A 20,551-nucleotide genomic window follows, 5' to 3' on the forward strand; every position below is an offset into this window, starting at 1 on the left:
ACACCTTACCATTGGCCGCCCCGTGTCGCACCGCTGATGATTCCAGCGGCTGACGCAAGCCGCTACGCGCTTCTGGGAACAGTCCCGGCATCCAGCGCCCCGCCAGCGTGGCAGGAAAGGCGATCTGCAGGGGCGCCCGGGAACTGTCGGCCGTCAGCACGCCGAGACTCGTCAGCGCGGAGGTAACCCGGCGCGCTTGGCGTTCGCCAGTGCCGACGATACTCTCTACCTCGCCGCGCGGGAGCTCGCCTCGGTACAGCGCTGCGTCAATTACCTGGATGGCCTTGGCCGGCAGCCTTCCCCGTCCGTCTCTTCGGCCGCCCAGCGCCGGATGCGACTGCGCAGCTGGTCGGGCTCGACCAAGCCGGCCATGAAGTCGACTTGGTCGATGCAGGTCTTCAAGAAGAAGGTCGTGAAGCTCGCCAGCTCCTCCTCGCTTAGCGAGCCCCGCCCATCAAGGTCGTTGCGGCGGGGTAGGTCGCAGGCGGCAAGGTGCCGCTTATAGGCCTGCACGTTGCGGCCGAGGCCGCGCGCGATGGACCACACGCCGCCCGTGTCGAGCGCGTCGAGCAGCATGGCGTGCGACATGAGGCGGGCGACCCGCCCGTTGCCGTCGAGAAAAGGGTGAATCCAGGCGAACCGGTGATGCGCGGCCGCGAGAGATACGATGGCGTCCGTCGCGCCGCGCTTCTGATACGCCCAGGCGAAGTGCTCGAGAAAGCGCGGCACCGCCCCGGGGCTGATCGCAATGTGCTGCCCGACCCGGACATCGCGGGTCCGCAGGGCACCGGGCTCGACCAGAACGCGCTCGCCGCCCTCGACCGGCTCAATCCAGAGCATCGACTCGGGCAGATGCTCGCAGAAGCGTCGGTGAACCTCTTGCAGGCCCTCCACGCTCGTCGCCCGGCCCGCCAGCCCTCCCCGTCGATCCAGCCCTGGACCGCGAAATGGGCGGTCGCCTCGAGCTGCAGGTCCCGCTTGGCCGGGTCATTGCTGAAGTCGTTCTTCAGCGCCCGCTCGATATCGACGGGGTGGGTATCATGCCCCTCGATCAGGTTGCTGTAGTAGCAGGTCACCGTTCGGACGAGACCGGCGAGCCCAGCCCGGAGTGCGGGCGGCAGACTGCTGCGGAAGGCGGCAGACTTGGCGGTCAGCTCGATCGCGAGGTCGACGGCGTCGCGGTACCGCGGCCCGCCCTCCCCATTTTCATGGGCTGCACGGCGCCGATGCCCTCGCCCCGGTCGGCGACCACCCGAAGTCCGGTTCGTTGGCCATGTCCTGCAGCATCTGGATTACCTGCTTGCCTCGCTAAGGTCGTCCGATCTCCGCCGTCCTTGGCCGCTACGATGTCCGCTTCGACGGCCGGCAAACCCAGATCATATGAGCAGGAACGAAACTGATCCGCCCACCCGTAATCGCAACGCGATGTCTCACATGTCGAAGTCGTAATCGTGGTCGATCTCGATCTCCGGCTCCTTCACCAGCTCTCTGACCGGAACCGGCGCCTGCCGAACAGCCTCCGCCACCGGCTTGGCAGGCTCGCTGCCGATGGATCGGAGGGCGGCACTCATCGCCTCCAGTTGGCGGCGATCGCTCGCGCCAGGATCGTCTAGTCGGGGCAGCTCGCCCGTGGCCGGATCGAATCGCTCCCTACCGGACAACGAGAGCTCGGGTGCCACATCGCTCGCGTGCGGAACGTCACCGCGATGTGACTCGATCGCGTTGGCGAGCGCTTTCTTGTCGTCGGTGTGCAGCGACACGTCCTCGCGCGCGCGGGTCTGGAGCACGTAGTAGAGGCTCTCGCTGTTCAGCAGCCTGTCGCGGCTGTCCATCACCGTGATCGCGCGATCGACCGTCATCCCTTGCGCACGGTGCATGTTGATGACAGCGCCATGGCCAAGCCGCTCGCGCATCGGATCGTCGGGCCCGATCACATGATCCCGGTCACGGCCGGACAGGTGGAGCGTGTCGCCATCGATCGCGGTGAGCGTCATCGCAGCACCGTTCGCCATCCCGCGCTTCAGGTCGCTGGCCGTGAAGACCAAGCGGTCACCTTCGCGAACTTCGATCTCTCCGGGAACGGAGAGCGCGGCCCCCTCCCCTCCCGATCGGAGGCTTTTGGGATCGAAGAGCCTGGTTTGACCGTCACGGGCGAGCTCGAGCATGCCGCTCGCCCGATCGATCAAGCCAACCTCGTAGGATCCCGGCACAAGCCCTGACTGGTGGCGGTAGATGTCGAGCCGCATCCCCTCCGCCCAATGCCGGATCTGGCGCAGCTCCTCGCGGGTCAGGTTCAGCGTGTCCCAGCTGCGCAGGCTCAGGGCGTCCGCGCCCAGCTTTCCTCTAGCCAGCAGCTCGGCCCGAACCGTCTCCAGCACGGCTTCGCGCAGCACGTGCCCCGAAGTGAGCAAGGCGGTGCGGTCGCGTTCTTCGGGCGAAAGCTGCAGATATTCTACAACGGCCGCTCCTGCGGGATGAGCGTTCTCCTGGACCTTGTTCCCGAGCCGTTCGAAAGCAGCAGCGACCCTGCCCTCGCGTGCCAGGGAGGCGGCCTCACGGAGCACATCGGTCTGTTGGCGCCGGTTCTCGGTCAGCCGCACCGTCGGAGCCTCCGCCTCCTGCAGCAGCGCGAACGGCCGCCCGGCCTCTACGGCGGGTATCTGCTTCACGTCACCGACCAGCACCAGCTTGGCGGCCTCGCCGTTCCGGGCGACCTCGAACAACCCGGCAAGCTGACGCGAGGACACCATCGAGGCCTCCTCCAGCACCACGACCTTGCCCTTCATCAGCGCCGACAGCTGCTCGTTCGGCTTGGCCGGGCCGACCCGGCTAGCATGCTCCTTCAGCACGGATGCGAGCGAGCGCACCTCCAGCCCCGTCCGGTCAGGTCATCCATCAACTTGTTCTGCGGGACCAGCACCAGCATCCCCGCCCCTACTTCCGCGCCAACCTCCCGTACGAGTTCGAAGAGGAACGACTTGCCGGTACCGGCATCGCCTTGGACGACCTGGATGCGGTTGGTGCCGGACAGCATGGCGTGTACCGCGACACGCTGTTCGCCGGACAGCGTGACCTCGCGCCGACTGGCCGCGCGGTCGAGTGCGGTGTCGACCGAAGCGGCCTCGAGGATGGGTGTCCCCTGCCCCACCCCGCCATGCGCGGCCGCAACCAGCGCCTTTTCCGTCGCCAGCATATCGCGGGTCGTGAGCCGGTCTGCGTGCAGGCTGCCGCGCGGACCGGCGATGAGCACACCTGCCTCGCGCAGCCGCTCGATGCGCTCCTCGATACCGCGCACCGTCGCGCCCTTCTCCGCCATATCGAGGCTGCTTTTCAGCAGGTTCGCGTAGGTGAAGCTCGCTTCGCGTTCGCCGAGGTGCCGAACACCGGCCGCGACCGCATAGCCGCTCGCCAGCTCGGCGCTCCGGCGCACCGCATCCGTGCCGTGAAGCAGCGGCTCGGGTCGTGGCCCGAAGGCATGCGTGATCCGCTCAAGCAAGGCGGCCCCCAGGCACGCACGGCATCGAGTACCGACCGCGGCCGCTCGATTCCGCGCGCGGCGTCCACGACGGCGGAGATGGCAGCACCATGGACCTCGGCCTTCTCGGCCCACATGACGCGGGCAACCGTGGCATCGCCCGCCTGTTTGGCGTCGCGAGTACTGACCGCGATCGTCTCCATCGCCTTCGGGCCGGAAGCCCCAAGCTCAGCCGCCCGGCTAAGGATCTGTTCGCGCCGTGCGCTGAACGCATCGATGGCGGCACGCGGGATACCGCTGATCTCGAACTGACCGTGCTTGCCGGTGATCTCGATCCGATAGCCGAGCTGCTCCAACCGGGCACGGAAGTCGGCATGGAAGGCGGCGCCGATCGTGCTCGAATGCTTCCACAGCGCCGGATTGTGGAGGGCGACCCAGCGACCGTCACCCCGCTGTGCGGCATTCGCCACGACGACATGAGCGTGGGCCTGCGGGTCGAGCTTCCGGCTAAGGTCATGGTAGAAGATCGCGTACACCAAGCGACCGGGTTCGATCACCGCGCCGGCCTTGCCCCACCGCACCTCCCCGAACCGCTCCTCGGCCCACGCCATGGTGCTCCGGATCGCTTCCGCAAACGCTGGCATGACCCGCTCATCGCGGCCGATCATGGCGACCAGCGATACCGACTTCGGCGCGCTGAACGTCAGCTCGAACCCCGGCGCCCGCTCGCCATTGCCCCTCTCGCAATAACGGCCCCGTTGGGCAGTTTGCCGTCCAGCACCTCGGCGAATTTTCCGGCATTCACGGTGCCGGACAGACCGAGTTCCTCGGCCCCTCCCCCGCCCCACTCGGAGGGCCCTTCCTGCTCCCCGGTGTAGTAGTTGTCGGCCGCATAATAGCCGGCGGCATCACCGCCGCCGGCGATCGAGTTGGGCCGGACGGTCACGGCGTCGTGCCGAGCAGAGGCGGAAAGGTGAGCCGGCACGGAAACGGCTTCTTCATGCGCTTCGCGTGGTCCACGCATTCGGCGTACCGGACCCGGTATGTATCATCGCCGAGAAGGCCTTTGGTCTCCGCCATCAGCTCGCCTTTCGTGCGCCCATCGCCTGCCAGGCTCCATGCCGCAGATGCCGAGTCACTCTCACCCAGAAGGCGGATGGAAAGCCAGCGCGTCGGCGCCGTATTCGCGAAAAGTAGGCAGATCAGAACAAGTCCGGCGATGCCAAGGGCGGCACCTGCGCCAAGCTTTGTACGCGTACCCGACTGACGCTTCTCGATGCGATCGAGCTGCTTCCCGAGGCTCTTCGCCTGCTCCTCGGCGGCTTTGGTGACATTGAGAACCGAGGCGGCCAGAGCGCCCTGCGCTTCCTTGAAGATGGTCGTAAATTCGGCCTGGAACTTGGCGATCATGTCGCGGAGATGTCCGGTCCCGCCGGTCTCCTTGATGGTCGTCTTGATCGCGTCGAAGCCTGCGTTCAACGCGCCGGGCAGATCCTTCGTTTGCTGGGCGATCAGGGCCGAGACGCGGCGCGTGATCTCGCCGATTTGAGCGGTCTGTTCTTCCATGCGATCGGCATGGCGGCGCTCACGTTGCTGACGCACCGACAGGGCTGCTTGTGCCTCCCTGTCGAACATGGTGGTGACCGCCTGTTCGACGAGATCACGGATGGGAATATTGCGCCGTTTGGATTCGGCATCCAGGCGGCTGTGGACCTCACTGGAGACGTCGATCCGCCTGCGGCCGGCATCGGTCATCGCCGCAGCATCCCGCGCGCTTCGGCCAGCATCCGGGTTGCCAGGTCGGTCCGGCGCTGCCGCATCTCAGCCAGCCCCTTCTTGCTCTCCGGGCCACGCCCGACCTGCACTTCCGCGACGACTTCCAGGCCGGCACGAACCTTGGTGAGCTGGTCGAGCAGGATCTCGTCGAGCGGCAGCAGCTCGTCCTCGAGTGAGCGCACCAGCGTGTCCGCCACCCAGGCGCTGCGCGTCTTGCCGACCTGGCCCGCGCGGCGCTCGATGCCGGCAAGCTGGTCGGGTTGCAGGTACACCGTGATCGGTACGCGCGCCATGCGGACCCCTTCTACCCCGGAAGGGAGTGTGCATTGCGCATAACGGGCGCGCAAGGAGGAAGTGCAGAGCAGCGCCAGAAGAAACGCTGCAAATCCGTGCGCTAGATGCTCTGTGGACCACCATGGACCAGACGGTCCGAGCACAGCATCTGCGTCGGACCATGCCGCTCAAACGACGCGCATCTGCCCTTTTTCGCACCCCGTCAGGGTGCATCGGGTGTGCCCCTACCCTTACTGCTCAGTAAGCTGGCCGCCGTAGATGATGTGGTTCTTTCGGGCGCATCCCCGGATTCCGGCGGAGCACACGGGCCGGCGCATGAGCCGGCCAGCCGACTCAGTCTTGCCCCGCCTGACGCAGGCTTGCCCGTAAGGCTTCGAGCGCCTCCTCGCTCAGCGTTTCAGGCGTCAGCACCAGCCGGTCCCGCATGGCACGGCGCGTCAGCCGTATGAGGAAGGCCAGTTCCGGCGCCTCGAACGGGTCGTTTACCGCCAGCTCGCGCGACCGCTCGCCGTCGGTGATCGTGAGATGGAAGATGCGGGCTTCCAGTGCCGGCCAGGCCGGATCGGGTCGCGTGAAGAAGTCGATCGCGTCGGCATGGGCGAGGAGGTTGGACCAGTCCTCCGGAGCGATCTCATCGAGCGTGCGAGCCTCCTCATGGTAGAGGGTTCCATGCGGGGTGAACCATCCCGAAATCCCAAGCGTGATGAGGTCCGTCATGGGTCGGTTCCCTCCCCGTTGTCGGTCGGGCGCTGATGCTTGTGCCGGTCGTGTTCAGCACCGCTCGGAGCGTCAGGATGGCGCGGCATTGCGGCGGCCCCCGGATCGTTCCAAACCATGTCGAACGCATGCTGAAGGCGAGCTGCAACAAGGGTGCATCCAGCCCGGTCGAGCAACGCCAACGCCAGGCGCATCAGCGCCAATGCCGTCCTGACATCGTGGTGTTCGACGTCGCTCATCGGCGGGCGTGATCCGGGTTAACGACGGGCCGATGGACATTGCCAGAGCCATCCTGTTCCGCAATCGGTCTGAGCTCGAGATGCGGCATCAGGTTGCGTCGGATCTGGTCGTCGGTGCCGGGGCCGTACCAGCCGGCGCAGCGGTCCTCTTCCGAGAACCGGTGCCACGCCATGAACGCGACATCCTCACTGATGGCGATGCCGTCGGCAGCCAGGACAGCCACGATCCGAAGTACGTCATCACGGTAGTCGACGCGCATCCGCTGCTCCCATTCGAGCGGCTTCAGAACCGCCTGGTAGCGTAGCCGTTCGTGCCCGGATCGATCGGTCATTCGCCCTCTCGCGTGCCGCTTATTCCTGAGGGGATCCCGAGCCGCTCACGCTGCTCGTCGCGGGTCGCGTAGCGGTCGGACCTGATACCTACAATTTCCGTCCGCGAGCCATGTCCAGCGGTCACGAGAGCGGCCCGGATCAGCTCGCCGACGTCATGCGAGCCGGCCTGCGCTTCAAGGCTGGCAAGCATGGGGTAAGGCAGGTCCAACATGACCCGGATCATCCAATCTCCCGCCTCGGTGCGGGTCGGGTAGCCGCCGTGTCCTGGCTCGCTCCAGTCGGTGCCGGCGAGGAGCAACCGCAGGTCCGTCGAAGGGTCGGCCGACGCATAGGGCGGGGTCTCACGGGAGGGCAAAGGCGTTAGTTTGAAGTCGCTCAGGTCGATGGTCATGGCGGGTCTCCGTTCAGGGTTTCCAGTTTATGCAAATCGGGCAGATCGGCTCCTCAGAGTCCGTAGGTGCACGGCGTCGAGAAGGTCGGCGCCGCGCATCACGCCGGGACCAGAAGGTGGATTGGCCGTTGGGCGTTAGCGTGGTCGGGGGCACCGCGATCTCGACCATGGGACCGCGGATCTGGACTACCGTGCCGCAGTTGGTGACGGTTCCGATCGCGATGTCGCGTCGGAAGGCTTCGTGCCGGTTCTGCTCGGCCTCTCGGTCGGCGACGTAGCTGTCCTGGGTGCGTTGGAACCATGCCGCAGAGCGGATCTGGTCGGGGCGGCAGGCATAGACGGCGGTGCGGGTCAGGACCATCAACACGCGGCTCATTAGCCGGCTGCCCAGGTCGCCTTTCGTCGCCACCTCGGTCGTGTCGAATGTGATCGCGACGAAGCCTCCGAGGACCTGGTCCGGTCCACGCGAGCACACGGTCGACATGCCGGACCAGAAGTGCTTGAACTCGCCCCGGGGCGGCAGCCTGCGGCCGAGCGCGCGATCGCGGAAGGTGCGTGCTGCGTCCCCCTCCTCCGGCTCGAGCCGACCGCCCTTGGCGCTACACTCCTGAGCGAAGGCATCGCGGGCGCGCTCGGCTGTCGCCGAGCCGTTGGTGGTAATCTTCTCGGAGAAGAAGGAGTAGCCGATGATCTCGTCAGCGTCGTCGAGCAGCGGGAAGACCTGCGGCGACGGGCGGGTCCGAAGCGACCCGCTGGTCTTCACGTGGGTATCGCCGCCGATGGTGGTGAGAAAGTCAGCGACACCGAGTGATTGCTGCGCCATGGCCGGAACGCCCGCCAGAGCCGCTGTGAGCGCCGCTACGGCTCGAAACGTACCCTGCCCTGCCATGACCGCCTCCCCGTCGTCTGGAGGCGTTCTCCGGCCCGTGAGCCGGGTGTTAGCAACCCTGCATAGCACAAGGCGCCGCCACCTTTAGGCGGAGCCCTGGACATGCGTGACGGCCACCCGGCCAACACCTAATTGCTGACCGGCTGCTATGTCTTGAGGTTGCTACGCCTCACCGCCGGGACTGACCGGGCGGCGAACGGACGCTATCACGTCGGGAGCGCCGAGCAAATGCGAAGCGTGGTGTCTCGCCCTGCCCGATAGGCAGCAGCGCACGGTTCTGATCAGCTGCGCCAGCTCCGGTGCTTCGAACGGCTCCGGGACGGTCAGCACCCGTGAGTGGTCGGCATGCACGAGACGTATGCTGTACGTGCGCGCGTCAGGGCGGACAGGCGCAGTCCCATTCGGAACCGGGCGGGTGAAGAAGTCACTCGCCTCGGCCGCGGTGAGCAGCTCGGCGACCAGTGTCGGGTCGAGATCGGCGAAGTGGCGAACTCGCTCGCCAGCCCGGCCGGGAAAGTGCGCGATCCCGCCGGAGATCGTAATGCCGACCAGATCTCCAACCGTTTCCGGCTTAGAGCCGGTCACGCAGGCGCCCTGCCCTGCCTGGCGGCACGCCGCTCACGAGCACGACGGCGTCGTTCCTCGTCGCGCGCGACCTGAGCGGCGTCGATCACCGGTTCTTCGACAAGGCGAAATCCTTCCGCTCGCCGTGCAGCTTCCCTTCGTCGAGCTCGCTCTGCCTGAACCTCGAATCTCAGATCGGAGCGGGTGACCACGTAATCCAACTCGTGCTCATGCTGCCTGATCAGCGCGGCCAGCGCATGGACGGTCACCTCGTGGCCCACTGCCGCATCTAAAGCTTGTAGCCAGCGAGGTGACGCGTAGCGGTGACGTTGGACCCAAACATCGCGGCCGAGTTCCAGGCCTACTACCAGCGCCCATGCAACCGCATAGAGGCGGCTCGCTACCACAGGCGTCGTTCCGGTCACCTTGTCGACGACGGTGAGCGCGATCAGCCCGGCCCAGAAGGTTAGGATGCTGACCACCGGACACGGGTAGGTCCGGCTGACCTCCAGGCGAGCGACGAAGCGATCCAGCACCGGTATGGAAGCTTCCCTGTCCGCCAATGCACACTTCTCAGCAATTCGGTCGTCTTCCATCGGATCGCGCTCGCAAAAAGCTAGAAGCGTGATATACGCTTTACGTATACTAGGCAAATGGTAGATGCCTGGTATGCGTTCTCCTGCTTCGTCTGACCTGCATTGTCGCATCGTGCACCTGCTCACAAAGGCACGCCGTGATGCCAAGCTGCGGCAGGTCGATCTCGCTGGGCGGCTAAGTTGGCAACAGGCCTACGTGTCGCGGTACGAAACCGGCGAGCGCCTGCTTGGCGTTGACGAGTATGTTGCCGTGGCATTGGCTATCGGGGTCGATCCGGTCTTGTTGTTGAAGCAAGCTCTCGAGATTTCAGTTGGTAAGAGGGTTGACGAGCGACCAACTGAATAGCGGGCATCCGCTTGGTAGGTCGTGCCGGTGCGATCGACGAGGAGCGAGGCATGGACATGGTTCGTCGCAGACGCCGACATTACCCATCCGTCCTTCGTCACCGCGTTACTGCACTGACTGGGGCCTGGATCGATCGAGCAAGTCGCTGCCCGGTCCTGACGATTTACGCTAGCGCACGGCACTGTGGACGCAATGCGACGCTAGAGCCTGCCTTTCTGAATCTCCAAAATTCAAAGAAAATTATCTCGCGGGGTTAGAGGGTTCAATGAGAGGTTAAGAGGTTAGGGGTGCCGCTGTAACTGCTCAAGTCAGCGACTTTCCACGATTCGCTTTCGAAGGTGCGTTCCCGGAGTATCGTTGCGGCGTTCCTGAAGGATCGATGCTCGCGTTCCCGATGTATCGCCTCGCCGTTCCGGGAGTGTCGATTAGCGTTCCCGGAGTATCGATGATCGACGGACGGGTGGAAAAGGAGCACTCTCATTGAATCAGTTTGCGATGGCGTTGCGCCGGCGACGTTCAAATCGTCCGAATCTGCGGTGCGCCACGAGGCCGTAGGAAGGATCTGTCACTCGCCACGCGATACATCCGGAACGCCATCGTCCTTGCGGATAATCTCGATGCCCGTGGAACGCGGCTTTTGCGGGACCAGTCTGCTGCAATGGACGTCGACCTCTTGCCGCTCTTCGGATCCCTCCACGACGCGGCAACAGCTCTCGCTCACCAGGGTCGGTTCGGCGCCCTGCAAATCCAGGCTGTAGCGGAAACCACCGTACATTTCGAACTCCGGGAACTATCGATCCCCGAAGGTCTCTAGCATGGGTGCCAGTCGTAGCAGGCGGAGTCCGCTTTTCGCCTCCAGATCGCCGACGCGGCTACGGATGACGGCGTGAACGTTCGCGCAGGCTCCGCCAAGCGCCCCGCGTGATCAGAGCCATCGCCACGGATGACGGTCCACCGCCATGCGCCACCTGATGCAGCGGCGCGAAGCCGGATGTGCTACCCGGCCGCGTAGTGTTGGCGAGCGCGGGCATTGCCCGGACCTTTTCAACAATCGTCGTCTAGTTGTAGCTCCGTGCCGCGTCTGCCAAAGGATCGCGTTGCTGCTCGATGTTCGGACACAGAACCCCGCGCTGGCGACGCCGTCCTATTCGGTGGCCACGAATCGCAGGTGATCTCTCTATCGCAGCGTATGCCGATTCTTAGCATCAAAGCGCCGCACGTAGCCGATGAAGGCGTTCTGATAGCTCACCGGGGTCCGGCCTGCGTCCGCCTCTATCCAGGTGCGGAAGTCAGCGTGGAGTGTCTGATAGTCCCAGCCGGGGCATTCGGCGCGCAGCGTTGCCAGAGTCGCGTCGGTGATCTCGCCGAAGGTGGCGCGGCCCGACAGGCTCTTCACGCTGCGGCGGATCAGGGCGGCGGCATCGACGCCGGGCTCGGCCGTCGGCTCAAGAGCGGGATCGGGCTTCGGGGCGGGGGAGGGTGCCTTGCCAGTCTTCGCTGCCTTCGCTGACGGCGCCGCCTTCGTCTCGCCTTCGCTTCGCCGGCGCATCCGCAACGCGGGTTCGCGCTTGCCATCGGGCTGCTCTATCGTCAGGGCATAGCCGGGCAGTTCGTCGCGCTCGGCGATCTTGGCGATCTCGAACTTGAAGCGGCGATACTGGCCCTCGGCGCCCGACTTCTCGAACAGCGTCGGCATCGAGATGGCGAAGCCCGCCTCGCCGGCGCCGCCCGCATGCTTGCGCGCGACCTTGTACAGCCAGCGCTCGCGCCCGCCGGTGATGTCGAAATAGGCGCGGTCGATCGACAGCACGCCGCCGGTCATCATCACGCCTTCCCAGAACCAGTTCGACAATTCGATTGTCATGCCACGCGAGCGCTCGGTCTTCTCGTCCACCAGCTGCGTCCAGCCGTCGAGCCAGCTGAACGTCGCCTCGCGGCGGTTCTCGGCACGGATATTTGTCTTGACCGTGGTCGACACCAGCCGGTCGAGCGCCTGGCCGAGCAGCTCATAGGCGCGACCCGTCGGCTGCCGCCCAATCGCGCGCAGCAGGTCGTAGGGCATCAGGTGGAGCTTGCGCGGCACGTCGTTAACGCCGCGGCGCGCCATGTCGGCGAGCATCGAGGCACAGTAGATCAGGATGTCCGCGTCCCAGATCGTCGCCATGCCGTAGTCGGGATTGGCCGAGACGTGGACCCACAGCTTGCCGTCCGGTGATCGGTAGTCGATCGGCTTCACACGCTTCGACTTTGCGAGGCTGAAGAAAGGCCGCTCCATCATTTCGCGCTGGTCGCGCAGCGGCAAGTCGGCAAGATAGGGGAGGAACAGCTCGAACTGCTCGGACACGGCCTCCCGGCGCGCGCGGGTCATGCGATGTTTCCCCGGGGAAACATCGACCAGCGGTTTACAAAACCGATGCTCCGCCCCTGCATGTTTCCCCGGGGAAACATCAGCGCTGGAGTCCTTTCCCGGTCGCCTCGAGGTGGGCCAGTGCATCGCGCAAGGCGGTCATCAACTCGTCCGTGTCTGCGCCAGAGCCCGCGTGGAGGCGGATCGTCACGCCTTGCCGGTTAGCCGACTGTACCGTCAGTGCGGTGCGCCCGTACTTGGTGGCGTAGCGGTACGGCTCCGGCCTTTCGTCACCGGACAACGCCTTTGGCGCGTCGAGCAGCCGCCGCAGCACGTCCGTGGCGGGGGAGGGGGGGGCGCCCGCCTCGCGACGTGCCGCCTGTTCCTTGGCGACCTGCCGCGCCATGGCGGTGATCGCCTTGGCCATGTCCTTGTCGTCTAGCGCCTGGGCGAGTGTATAGGCCGGCTTCAGCTGCACGTCGCCCGGCGAGGGGAAGGCGGCAATCACCGCGTCAGGGATCGTGGCGACCTTCAGCATCTTGGACAGCCAGCCCTTGGACAGCTTCAGCCGTTCGGCCATCCGCGTCTGGTGGTTGCCGTAATGCGCCTTCAGCGCGTCGAGATAGTTGCGGGCCCGCTCCAGGTCGGACACGTCGGCCCGCGCGCGGTTTTCCAGATCCGCCAGCCGGAAAGCCGCCTCATCATCCAGCTGCGCGACCTGCGCCACGAACTGCATGTCGGGATAGCTGTGCGAACGCAGCCAGCTGATCGACCAATGCCGCCGCGTGCCGGCGATCACCTCGAAATCGTGATCCGGATCGCCGTCGACGCGCCGCACCACCGCCGGCACCTTCTGTCCGCCCTCGGCGACGATCGAGTCGATAAGCTCGCGGCAATTCTCCTCCGAGAGGTGCGCGTAAGTGCGAGCGTTGCCCGGCCAGATGCGCACGCGCGCGGGATCGAGCAGCAGTTGGGTGACCTGCCGCACCTCGCCGCTCGCCACACGCGCCAGCGCGGACTCGCGACCGAGCAGCGTGGTCGTGCGCGCGCGTTCCGGGGGAGCCTCGCGCGCCGGGGCAGGGAAGGGGGCATTGCCTTGTTCGGACGCGTCATCTGCGAGCAGCGCCGCCAGATAGTCCGATTGCTTACGCGCCATGCCGCACCTCCCGTGCAGAACGTAAGTAGAACATGGCGTTGTAGGAAAGGTCAGGCCGCGGCATGGATCACCGCCTCCTCGCTGGCCGGTTCGACACGCCCCAGCTTTGGCGCACGAGCTGCTCCACCTGCCGCAGCGCCTCGTCCAGATTGGCGCGGCTGCGCTTGTGCGTCTTGGGCGTGCCGATCGGCTTTTCCAGCTCGTAGACGGTCATCATCCGCATCGCCGCATGGCTGATCTCGGCCGATTCGAGGATCGGCACCGGGAGCAGGGCAGAGCCGAAGCTCTGCTCCATGATCGCGCGCACCATTGCGTGGCTGGGATCGTTGCCATCGAACTTGGAGCAGATCAGCCGGACGAACTGGTAGTCGACCTCGATGCCGGCGCCCGTCAGCTGGTGCAGCACCTGATCCATCATCGACAGGAATTGCACGGTGGAGCAGAAATCCGGCGTGGTGGCCGCCAGCGGCACCAGCAGCGCGTTCGCCGCCTGCATCACTGCCAGGCTAATCGTGCCGAGGGCAGGGGGCGGATCGAGCAGAACGATGTCATAGTCGCGCGCGAGGTCGGACAAACCGCGCTTCAGCTTGCGAAACCGCGCCGCCAGCACTGATCCGCCATCGCTGCCCGCTGCCGCCAGCTCATATTCAACGTCGAACAGTTCGAGATTGGACGGGATCAGGTCCACGTTCGGCCACGGCGTCCGCTTTACCGCGTAGAGCAGGTCCGCCTGGGTTGGGTCAATCGAGAGATACGGGTAGAGCGTCTCTTCCCGCGTAATGTTGAAGTGTGGGTTGAAGCCGAACAGGGTCGTCGTCGTCGCCTGGCTGTCGCAATCGACCACCAGCACGCGATAGCCCTGCACCGCGAAATAATGGGCTAGGTGCGTGGTGACGGTCGACTTGCCAACGCCGCCCTTGAAGTTCTGCACCGCGATGATCGCCGGCAAGTCGAGCGGGGCGCGGGCAGGGACGCGCCCAGCACCTCGCGCATCCGCAGCATTTCCTCGACCGTGTAGCCCAGCCGGCGCCCGCTCTCGGAGGCGGGGCAGGGGGCAATCTCCCGTCATCTTCCGCCATGCGGATGCGGTTGGTAGAGCAGCCGAGCAGCTGTGCCGCCTCGGCGATGCCGAAGCGAACGTTGAGCCCCTTGCGGCTCTCGGGCAGAAACGCTTTGCGCCGGAGGCGTTCGATCATCCGCTCGCCAGCCTCGGCGAGGTCGCCGATCTGCGTCAGCACTGCACCATCATGTGCCAAGACAAAGCCCCTTGAACCTTTTCAGCAACGAACATGCCAGATTTCATTCAGGGCGGCAAGAAGGCGGGCGAAGGGGACACAATGCCGATCCTGCACTGGCTGACACGCGACCGCGACGTGAAGGCGGCGGATGCCGTACCGTACCGCCTGCTGGAGCGCGACGCGGCGCTTTCCGCCGGCGCGCCCGGCAGCGGCAACATGCTGATCCAAGGCGACAATCTGGAGGCGCTCAAGAGCCTGCTGCCCAATTATCGCGGACAGGTGAAGTGCATCTACATCGACCCGCCTTACAATACGCGGTCGGCTGTTTCTGTCCATTATGACGACACGTTAGAGCACAGTCAGTGGCTGGCGATGATCTATCCGCGGCTTGAACTACTCCAAAAACTGCTCGCTGAGGATGGAAGCATCTGGGTGTCAATTGACGATCATGAGGGGCATTACCTCAAGATCGTGATGGACGAGGTGTTTGGTGACGTCCTCCCTGTTTTTTCATCCATGTTGAGTGAGAGTTTTCCGGCCCTTTGAAGCCTGCGGGCGAGGAGCTGGGACATGAAGAAGACTAGGCACACCGAGGAGCAGATCGCGTTCGCGCTGAAGCAGGCGGAGACGGGTACGTCGGTGGCGGAGGTGATCCGCCGGATGGGGATCTCGGAGCAGACGTTCTACCGCTGGAAGAAGGTCTACGGCGGCCTCGGTGTAGGCGAGCTGCGGCGCCTGAAGCTGCTCGAGGAGGAGAACCGCAAGCTGAAGCAGCTGGTCGCGGACCTGAGCCTGGACAAGCACATTCTGCAGGATGTGCTGTCAAAAAAGCCCTGACGCCTGGACGACGGCGCGAACTCGTCGCGCACGTCCAGGCGTCCCATGGTGTCAGCGAGCGACGCAGCTGCCTGGCGCTGGGCGTTGACCGGTCGTCGGTGCGCTACGTGTCGCATCGACCGGACCAGGCACCGCTGATGCTGCGCATCCGTGACCTGGCGGCGACGCGGACGCGGTACGGCTACTTCAGGATCTACATCCTGTTGCGCAGGGAGGGATGGTTCGTGAACCATAAGCGCGTCTACCGGCTTTACCGGGATGATGGACTGAGCCTTCGGCTCAAGAGACCCCGGCGCAACGTCAGCGCCGCCAACCGTGACCGACAGCCTGCCGCTGCGGCGCCGAACGAGATGTGGTCGATGGACTTCGTCTCGGACGCGCTGTTCGATGGCCGGCGCCTGCGCGCGCTGACGGTGGTCGATGCGTTCACCCGCGAGGCGCTAGCGATCGACGTCGACCAGGGCATCAAGGGTGAGCAGGTGGTCGAGGTGATGGCGCGGATCTCGTCGATCCGCGGCGCGCCCAAAACCATCCGGGTGGACAATGGGCCGGAGTTCATCTCGAAGGCGCTCGATCGCTGGGCCTACGAGAACGGCGTCACGTTGGATTTCAGCCGTCCGGGCAAGCCGACGGACAATGCCTTCGTGGAATCGTTCAACGGGCGCCTGCGGGACGAATGCCTGAACACGCACTGGTTCCTGTCGCTGGCGGACGCGCGAGCCAAGATTGAGGCCTGGCGGCGGGACTATAACGAGAGCCGTCCTCACACATCGCTTGGCTGGCTGACGCCGGTGGAATATGCTGCTGCCGCGGCCAAGATCTCGGCCGAATGAACGCCGGAAACTCACCCTCGACCTGGATGAGAAACCGGGGGACCCTCAAAGACAAATTAAGCGACTCTCAATCTTTTGTTGAAATGTACGCCGCAAAGACGTACATGTGCGTGAAGGTTGGATGAGGTGTGCCATGCTTGGCTTTCAGGATCAGGTCGGCGCCGTTGGGGAGCGCAGCAGCGAGCGGATGAACTTCCGTACCAAGCCGCGCATCAAGCAGGCGATTCAGCAGGCTGCCGCTCTTTCCGGTGTGGACGATTCCGTCTTCACGATGAACGCGGCCTATCGCTCTGCGATGGAGACGATCGCGGCGCACGAACGCACCACCCTGCAGCCGGTCGATCATTCGCGCTTCTTTGCGGCGCTCGACACGCCGCCGGCACCCACCGAGCGACTTCGGGCAGCATTCGCGCGGCATCGTGAGACGATCGTCAGCAGGTGACGGCGACAGAGGACGCAAAGCTCTTCACCATCGAACCGCTCGATCCTGCCAAGCACGATCGAGCGGCCTTTTCCTGTGGCATCACGCAGGTCGACAACTTCTTCCGCCGGACCGCGAACAAGCTCGCCAAGGCGGATAACGTCCGCACCTTCGTGATGGTCGGTGCCGAGGGCGAGCTGATCGGCTTCTATGCCACCAACGCCCATGCGATCGACTATACCGAGTTACCCGATCGGTTCGCCCGCAACCGCCCTGCGCATGGCAGTATCCCGGCCGCCTACATTTCGATGATCGGCGTCGACAGCCGCTTTCAAGGGCAAGGCTATGGCGGCGATCTGTTGGTCGATTGTCTCAAGCGCCTAGCCTTGGCGGCCGAAGCGTTGGGGATCGCCGTCGTCATGCTGGACGTGTTCAACTGCGGCGATGCCGAGAAGGTGGCGAAACGCATCGCGCTCTATACCGGCTATGGCTTTGAGCCGCTGCCCTCCAACGGCTTGCGGTTGTTCCTGCCGATCGCGACGGTTCGGACTCTTACGCAAGCGGATGCGTAGGCTGAGAATTGCTGACGCGTAACTTGCCCAGTTCAAAGCCCCATGCTGCGCGGTCCTAATCAAGCATTTGATCTTTCAGCGTCAGAAGGGCGAGCACATCATTCCCAAAGCCTTTGACGCACTCCTCGGTCAGCTCAAACCTATCGGCGCCCCGGCGATCGAACCATGCGTCCGCCCCGATGATCGTCGGCCGCCACCGATCAATCTTCCATACAGCACGTCCATCGCGTCTGACTCAGGATCGAGATCATCACGGGGAAACCAGTGATCCGGAATGCCGCCATTGCGTCGAAACCATCGGCGTCCGTTCTGACCGTGGCAAACGATCATACAGGGCCAAGGACTATGGTCGATAAACCTTTGCGCCGTCGCCAACCGGCTGGTGGAAAAGGGGGCACCACAAGGTTTGTCACACGGACAGCGGCAAGCTGAACAAGTGGCGAACGCGGCTGCTCAGGCCACCTTCGCCCCGGGCTCGTTCGGCAAGTTGAGCGCCCGGTAGCCGTCCCGGTCGAGGTCGGCCGCGGCGTTCTGCCACAGGTAGTCGCCCGTGAGGCTGATGTGCCGCCAGCCGAGCGGGGCGACATGGGCGAGCAGTTCGTCGGGCGCGGGCTCACCTCGCTCACGCAGGTGCTCGACCGCACGGCCCATATATAAGGTGTTCCAGTACACGATCGCGGCGGTGACCAGTGTCAGCCCGGACGCTTTCAGAGCCTGGTTCTCGAACTGCGCGTCGCGGAGCCGCCCCTGCTTGTGGACGAACACGGCCTGGGCGAGCGTATGGCGCGCCTCGCCCTTGTTCAGCCCCGCCTGGCACTGCTGGCGGAGCGCCTTGGACTCCAGCCAGTCGAGCGTGAACAGGGTGCGCTCGATCCGGCCCACCTCCTGGAGCGAGAAGTCGAGTCGGTTCTGACGACGGTGGGCGGCGAGCTTCCTGAGCATGACAGACGGCAACACCGCGCCGGCCTTCACGGAGGCGGCGAGCCGGATGATCTCGTCCCAGCTCTCGCGTATGGCGGCGACGTTGAACGGGCGGCCGATCAGCGCAGTTAGGGCCGGGTAGCGGGACGAACCCGCGAAGACGCCGAGCTTGCGGTCGGCGAGGTCGCGCAGCCGCGGCACGAACCGGAACCCGAGCAGGTGGGCGAGCGCGAAGACGTGATCGGACGCCCCGCCCGTATCGGCGTAGTGGGTCGCGGGTTCGATCCCGCACCCGTGCGCGACCAGCCCGTCGAGCACGTAGGGGGCTTCGGCCGTCGTCGCCGAGAGCAGCTTCATGTGGAAGGGCACGTAGGTGTCCGCGACATGAGCGTAGATCTTCTGCCCGGGCTCCCGGTCATAGCGGGCGTTGACGGTGCCCGCGGCGCCACGCCTGCCCGACCGGAAGAACTGCCCGTCCGAGCTCGATGTCGAGCCGTCGCCCCACACGCGCGTAAGCGGCAGCGCGGCCTGCGCGTCGACCAGGTGACGCAGACCAGCCGCGTAGTTCTCCCCGATATGTACCAGCCGTGCGTCCAGGCGAGCTGAGCATAGGTGACGCCCTGGCTGGCGTTGGCCATGCGCTCGATGCCGAGGTTGGTCGCGTCCGCCAGGATGGCCGCAAGCACGGCTTGCGGGTTGGAGTGGGCGCGGCCCGAGCGCAGCTCCGGGAACGCGCACAGAAACCCGGTCCGGCTCGCGACCTCGGCGAGCAGCTCGGTGATGCGCACCTTGGGCATGAGCCGGTCGACGGCCGCGTCCAGCCTATCGGCCGTGGCGGGGGTGACTGCGGATAGTGGGGTGACGCGGAGTTCGCCGCCCCGCAGCTTCACCCCGTCGAGCGCGCCGCGTTTCAGCGCGCCCGCGAACCGGCGCAACCGCCAGTCGAGTAGCTTCATGCGCCCGTCCAGGTAGCGGTCCACGTCCGTATCGAACGGCAGCCCGGCCGCGACCTCGGCCGCTCGCGCGGGTGATAGCAGATAGCTGTCGAACCGCTGGTGGTCGCGCGTGCCCTCAACCCAGAGGTCACCCGACTGGAGGCGCTCGCGCACCGTGGCGACGGTTGCGGTCTCGTAGCGGCGACGGTCGATGGCGCCGCCCTCGGCAATCGCCGCCTTCCACTTTTTGGAGAACGGCATGGGGGCGTCCGCCGGCACATCACGCCGCCCGCTTGCGTTCAGCTCGCGGACGACCCTGATCGCGCCAAGCACGCCGTCGCGCGACCCGGCCGCCTTGAACCGAAATGCGTCGAGGAAGGCGGGCGCGTAGCGCCGGAGCGTCATGTAGCGGTCGGCCGCCCGGATCAGCGGTTCGTCGCGGGCCATGTCGGCGATGGCGGTCGCCTCGTCCTCGGCGCCGAGAAGCTTGCTCCAACCGACACCCGTGTCGAGTGCCTCCCAGACGTCAAGCCCGTCCTCGCGCGCGACCCTGAGCGCGCCAATGGTGGAGCCGAACAGGCGCATAAGCCGGTTCACATCGCGCGACGTCGCCTCATACTCGCGCTTCTGGGCCGCCCTGGCCTTGGCGAACAATAGCCCGGTCTGTTTCCCGAACATCTCGATCGCGGCGTCCGCCAGCCGGCTTTCCAGGTCGAGCAGGGCCGCAGCGAGGGTGGCACGCCTGCGGCGAGGCGAGTAGTCGGAGAGTAGAAACGCGGGCGCGACCTGGCCCTCGCGCACGAGCTGCTCGAACCGGTGTTCGTGGACGGCCCCGGCCATACGTGGATCGAGCTTGAGCGATCGTACCCGGGCGAGCCGGGCAAGGATGCCGGCCAGGTTGCGCGCAGATGGGCTGTCGGAGGTGTCGCGCAACCACGCGAGCGGCGTCTCGCCATGCTCGGGGTCGACGACCAGCAAGGCATCGAGCGCGGCGATCTGCTCGTCCGTCAGCGCGTCCACCACGGCGTCGGCCGCGAGCCGGCGCGCCATAGCGCGGCCAGCCACCCCAATCCGCTCGATGCGGGCCGGCGCGGGTAGCACGATGCGTGCGGCACGGAGCTGCTCGACAACGGCCGCAGCGATCAGGCGACCGCGCTCGGTCGCGTTCGCAGCGTGTGATGCCGCTCCGAGCGCGCCGGCGACGTCGGCCGCCTCGAACGCGCGCAGCCCCAAATGGCCCATCGCCTCCCATGCGTGCTCAAGCCGGGTCTGGGCACGGCGCGCATAGCCGGTGAACACGCCCGCGCCGATCCCGAGCTGCCCAGCCACATGGCGCACGAGGAAGTCAGGCACAATGTCGTTATGGCGCATCCCGAAGCCGGGATGCCGGAGCAAGGCGAGGTGCAGCGCGAAGCCGAGCCGGTTGGCGTCGCCGCGCTTGATCTCGATCAGCGGCCGGTCTTCGTCGGCTACCGTATAGAACTTGGCGAGCGATGCGCGGTCGAGCGGCACGCCAAAGAGCGCACGACGCTCGTCGCCCGTTAGAAGGTCGCGTCTGGCCATTCTACTCACCCCCGGGCCGGGAGCGTATCGCGTCGTCGGTCGCGGGGCGAGGTGTCGCGCAACTCTCAAGTTCCGCGACAGCCATCCTGACCGGTCCCGCTACGAGGG

Annotated in this window: 18 protein-coding genes and 5 pseudogenes; 5 read left to right on the forward strand and 18 right to left on the reverse strand. The window is 65.7% G+C overall.

Going from position 1 to position 20,551, the window contains the following annotated elements:
- Window positions 1-70: 70 nt before the first annotated feature.
- The 13 genes and pseudogenes from A7E77_RS18585 to A7E77_RS16815 form a co-directional block, all read right to left on the reverse strand.
- A pseudogene (locus A7E77_RS18585) lies at window positions 71-1,210 on the reverse strand (Fic family protein); the annotation flags it as partial.
- 220 nt (window positions 1,211-1,430) lie between these two features.
- A pseudogene (locus tag A7E77_RS16755) lies at window positions 1,431-3,316 on the reverse strand (ATP-dependent DNA helicase).
- Window positions 3,317-3,330: 14 nt separating this feature from the next.
- The gene (mobF, locus tag A7E77_RS16765; protein WP_318842619.1) at window positions 3,331-4,266 is read right to left on the reverse strand and encodes a MobF family relaxase; all 936 of its coding nucleotides are present in this window, start codon (window positions 4,264-4,266) and stop codon (window positions 3,331-3,333) included.
- On the reverse strand, window positions 4,179-4,421 hold the full coding sequence (locus A7E77_RS18530; RefSeq protein WP_063690291.1) for a relaxase domain-containing protein: 243 nt from the start codon (window positions 4,419-4,421) through the stop codon (window positions 4,179-4,181). Before A7E77_RS18530 ends, mobF begins: the two co-directional genes overlap by 88 nt.
- Entirely contained in the window at window positions 4,418-5,230 is an 813-nt protein-coding gene (locus tag A7E77_RS16775) for a hypothetical protein (RefSeq protein WP_017980687.1), read from the reverse strand. Before A7E77_RS16775 ends, A7E77_RS18530 begins: the two co-directional genes overlap by 4 nt.
- Window positions 5,227-5,544 (reverse strand): hypothetical protein, encoded by a 318-nt coding sequence (locus A7E77_RS16780; protein WP_017980688.1) that lies wholly within the window; start codon window positions 5,542-5,544, stop codon window positions 5,227-5,229. The genes A7E77_RS16775 and A7E77_RS16780 overlap by 4 nt, the downstream gene beginning before the upstream one ends.
- 334 nt (window positions 5,545-5,878) lie before the next feature.
- Entirely contained in the window at window positions 5,879-6,262 is a 384-nt protein-coding gene (locus tag A7E77_RS16785) for a hypothetical protein (RefSeq protein ID WP_017980689.1), read from the reverse strand.
- On the reverse strand, window positions 6,259-6,501 hold the full coding sequence (locus tag A7E77_RS16790; RefSeq protein ID WP_017980690.1) for a hypothetical protein: 243 nt from the start codon (window positions 6,499-6,501) through the stop codon (window positions 6,259-6,261). Before A7E77_RS16790 ends, A7E77_RS16785 begins: the two co-directional genes overlap by 4 nt.
- Window positions 6,498-6,833 carry a hypothetical protein gene (locus A7E77_RS16795; RefSeq protein WP_017980691.1) on the reverse strand — a complete coding sequence of 112 codons (336 nt, stop codon included), beginning with the start codon at window positions 6,831-6,833 and terminating at the stop codon, window positions 6,498-6,500. The genes A7E77_RS16790 and A7E77_RS16795 overlap by 4 nt, the downstream gene beginning before the upstream one ends.
- Complete coding sequence (locus A7E77_RS16800; RefSeq protein ID WP_017980692.1) at window positions 6,830-7,225, reverse strand: hypothetical protein; 396 nt, start codon at window positions 7,223-7,225, stop codon at window positions 6,830-6,832. Before A7E77_RS16800 ends, A7E77_RS16795 begins: the two co-directional genes overlap by 4 nt.
- Before the next feature lie 13 nt (window positions 7,226-7,238).
- Complete coding sequence (locus A7E77_RS16805; RefSeq protein ID WP_151895510.1) at window positions 7,239-8,114, reverse strand: hypothetical protein; 876 nt, start codon at window positions 8,112-8,114, stop codon at window positions 7,239-7,241.
- A 162-nt stretch (window positions 8,115-8,276) separates the two neighbouring features.
- Complete coding sequence (locus A7E77_RS16810; protein WP_063690297.1) at window positions 8,277-8,699, reverse strand: protealysin inhibitor emfourin; 423 nt, start codon at window positions 8,697-8,699, stop codon at window positions 8,277-8,279.
- A complete protein-coding gene (locus tag A7E77_RS16815) occupies window positions 8,696-9,274 on the reverse strand; it encodes a hypothetical protein (protein ID WP_017980695.1) in 579 nt (192 codons plus the stop codon). Before A7E77_RS16815 ends, A7E77_RS16810 begins: the two co-directional genes overlap by 4 nt.
- Before the next feature lie 64 nt (window positions 9,275-9,338).
- On the opposite strand from A7E77_RS16815, the gene A7E77_RS16820 reads away from it, so the two are divergent.
- A complete protein-coding gene (locus A7E77_RS16820) occupies window positions 9,339-9,620 on the forward strand; it encodes a helix-turn-helix domain-containing protein (protein ID WP_078462365.1) in 282 nt (93 codons plus the stop codon).
- Window positions 9,621-10,185: 565 nt separating this feature from the next.
- Here A7E77_RS16820 and A7E77_RS16825 read toward each other — a convergent pair.
- The 4 genes and pseudogenes from A7E77_RS16825 to A7E77_RS16840 form a co-directional block, all read right to left on the reverse strand.
- Entirely contained in the window at window positions 10,186-10,395 is a 210-nt protein-coding gene (locus A7E77_RS16825) for a hypothetical protein (protein WP_063690300.1), read from the reverse strand.
- Window positions 10,396-10,797: 402 nt separating this feature from the next.
- On the reverse strand, window positions 10,798-11,988 hold the full coding sequence (locus tag A7E77_RS16830) for a replication initiator protein A (protein WP_017980698.1): 1,191 nt from the start codon (window positions 11,986-11,988) through the stop codon (window positions 10,798-10,800).
- A 79-nt stretch (window positions 11,989-12,067) separates the two neighbouring features.
- The gene (locus A7E77_RS16835; protein ID WP_017980699.1) at window positions 12,068-13,123 is read right to left on the reverse strand and encodes a ParB/RepB/Spo0J family partition protein; all 1,056 of its coding nucleotides are present in this window, start codon (window positions 13,121-13,123) and stop codon (window positions 12,068-12,070) included.
- A 50-nt stretch (window positions 13,124-13,173) separates the two neighbouring features.
- Window positions 13,174-14,319, reverse strand: a pseudogene (locus A7E77_RS16840) (AAA family ATPase).
- Between the two features lie 141 nt (window positions 14,320-14,460).
- On the opposite strand from A7E77_RS16840, the pseudogene A7E77_RS16845 reads away from it, so the two are divergent.
- From A7E77_RS16845 to A7E77_RS16865, 4 genes and pseudogenes are all read left to right on the forward strand, one after another.
- Window positions 14,461-14,853, forward strand: a pseudogene (locus tag A7E77_RS16845) (DNA methyltransferase); the annotation flags it as partial.
- A 78-nt stretch (window positions 14,854-14,931) separates the two neighbouring features.
- A protein-coding gene (locus tag A7E77_RS16855) for an IS3 family transposase (protein WP_151895511.1) occupies window positions 14,932-16,031 on the forward strand; the annotation gives its coding sequence in 2 pieces (ribosomal slippage) (window positions 14,932-15,184 and window positions 15,184-16,031; 1,101 coding nt in all).
- Window positions 16,032-16,164: 133 nt separating this feature from the next.
- Window positions 16,165-16,473, forward strand: a complete 309-nt coding sequence (locus A7E77_RS16860; protein WP_017980705.1) for a DUF1778 domain-containing protein — start codon at window positions 16,165-16,167, stop codon at window positions 16,471-16,473.
- Entirely contained in the window at window positions 16,470-17,024 is a 555-nt protein-coding gene (locus tag A7E77_RS16865; RefSeq protein ID WP_017980706.1) for a GNAT family N-acetyltransferase, read from the forward strand. Before A7E77_RS16860 ends, A7E77_RS16865 begins: the two co-directional genes overlap by 4 nt.
- 453 nt (window positions 17,025-17,477) lie before the next feature.
- Here A7E77_RS16865 and A7E77_RS16870 read toward each other — a convergent pair.
- A pseudogene (locus A7E77_RS16870) lies at window positions 17,478-20,443 on the reverse strand (Tn3 family transposase).
- Window positions 20,444-20,551 lie beyond the last annotated feature (108 nt).

This window comes from Sphingomonas sp. NIC1 (assembly GCF_001638925.1).
GTDB classification, from domain to species: domain Bacteria; phylum Pseudomonadota; class Alphaproteobacteria; order Sphingomonadales; family Sphingomonadaceae; genus Sphingomonas; species Sphingomonas aquatilis.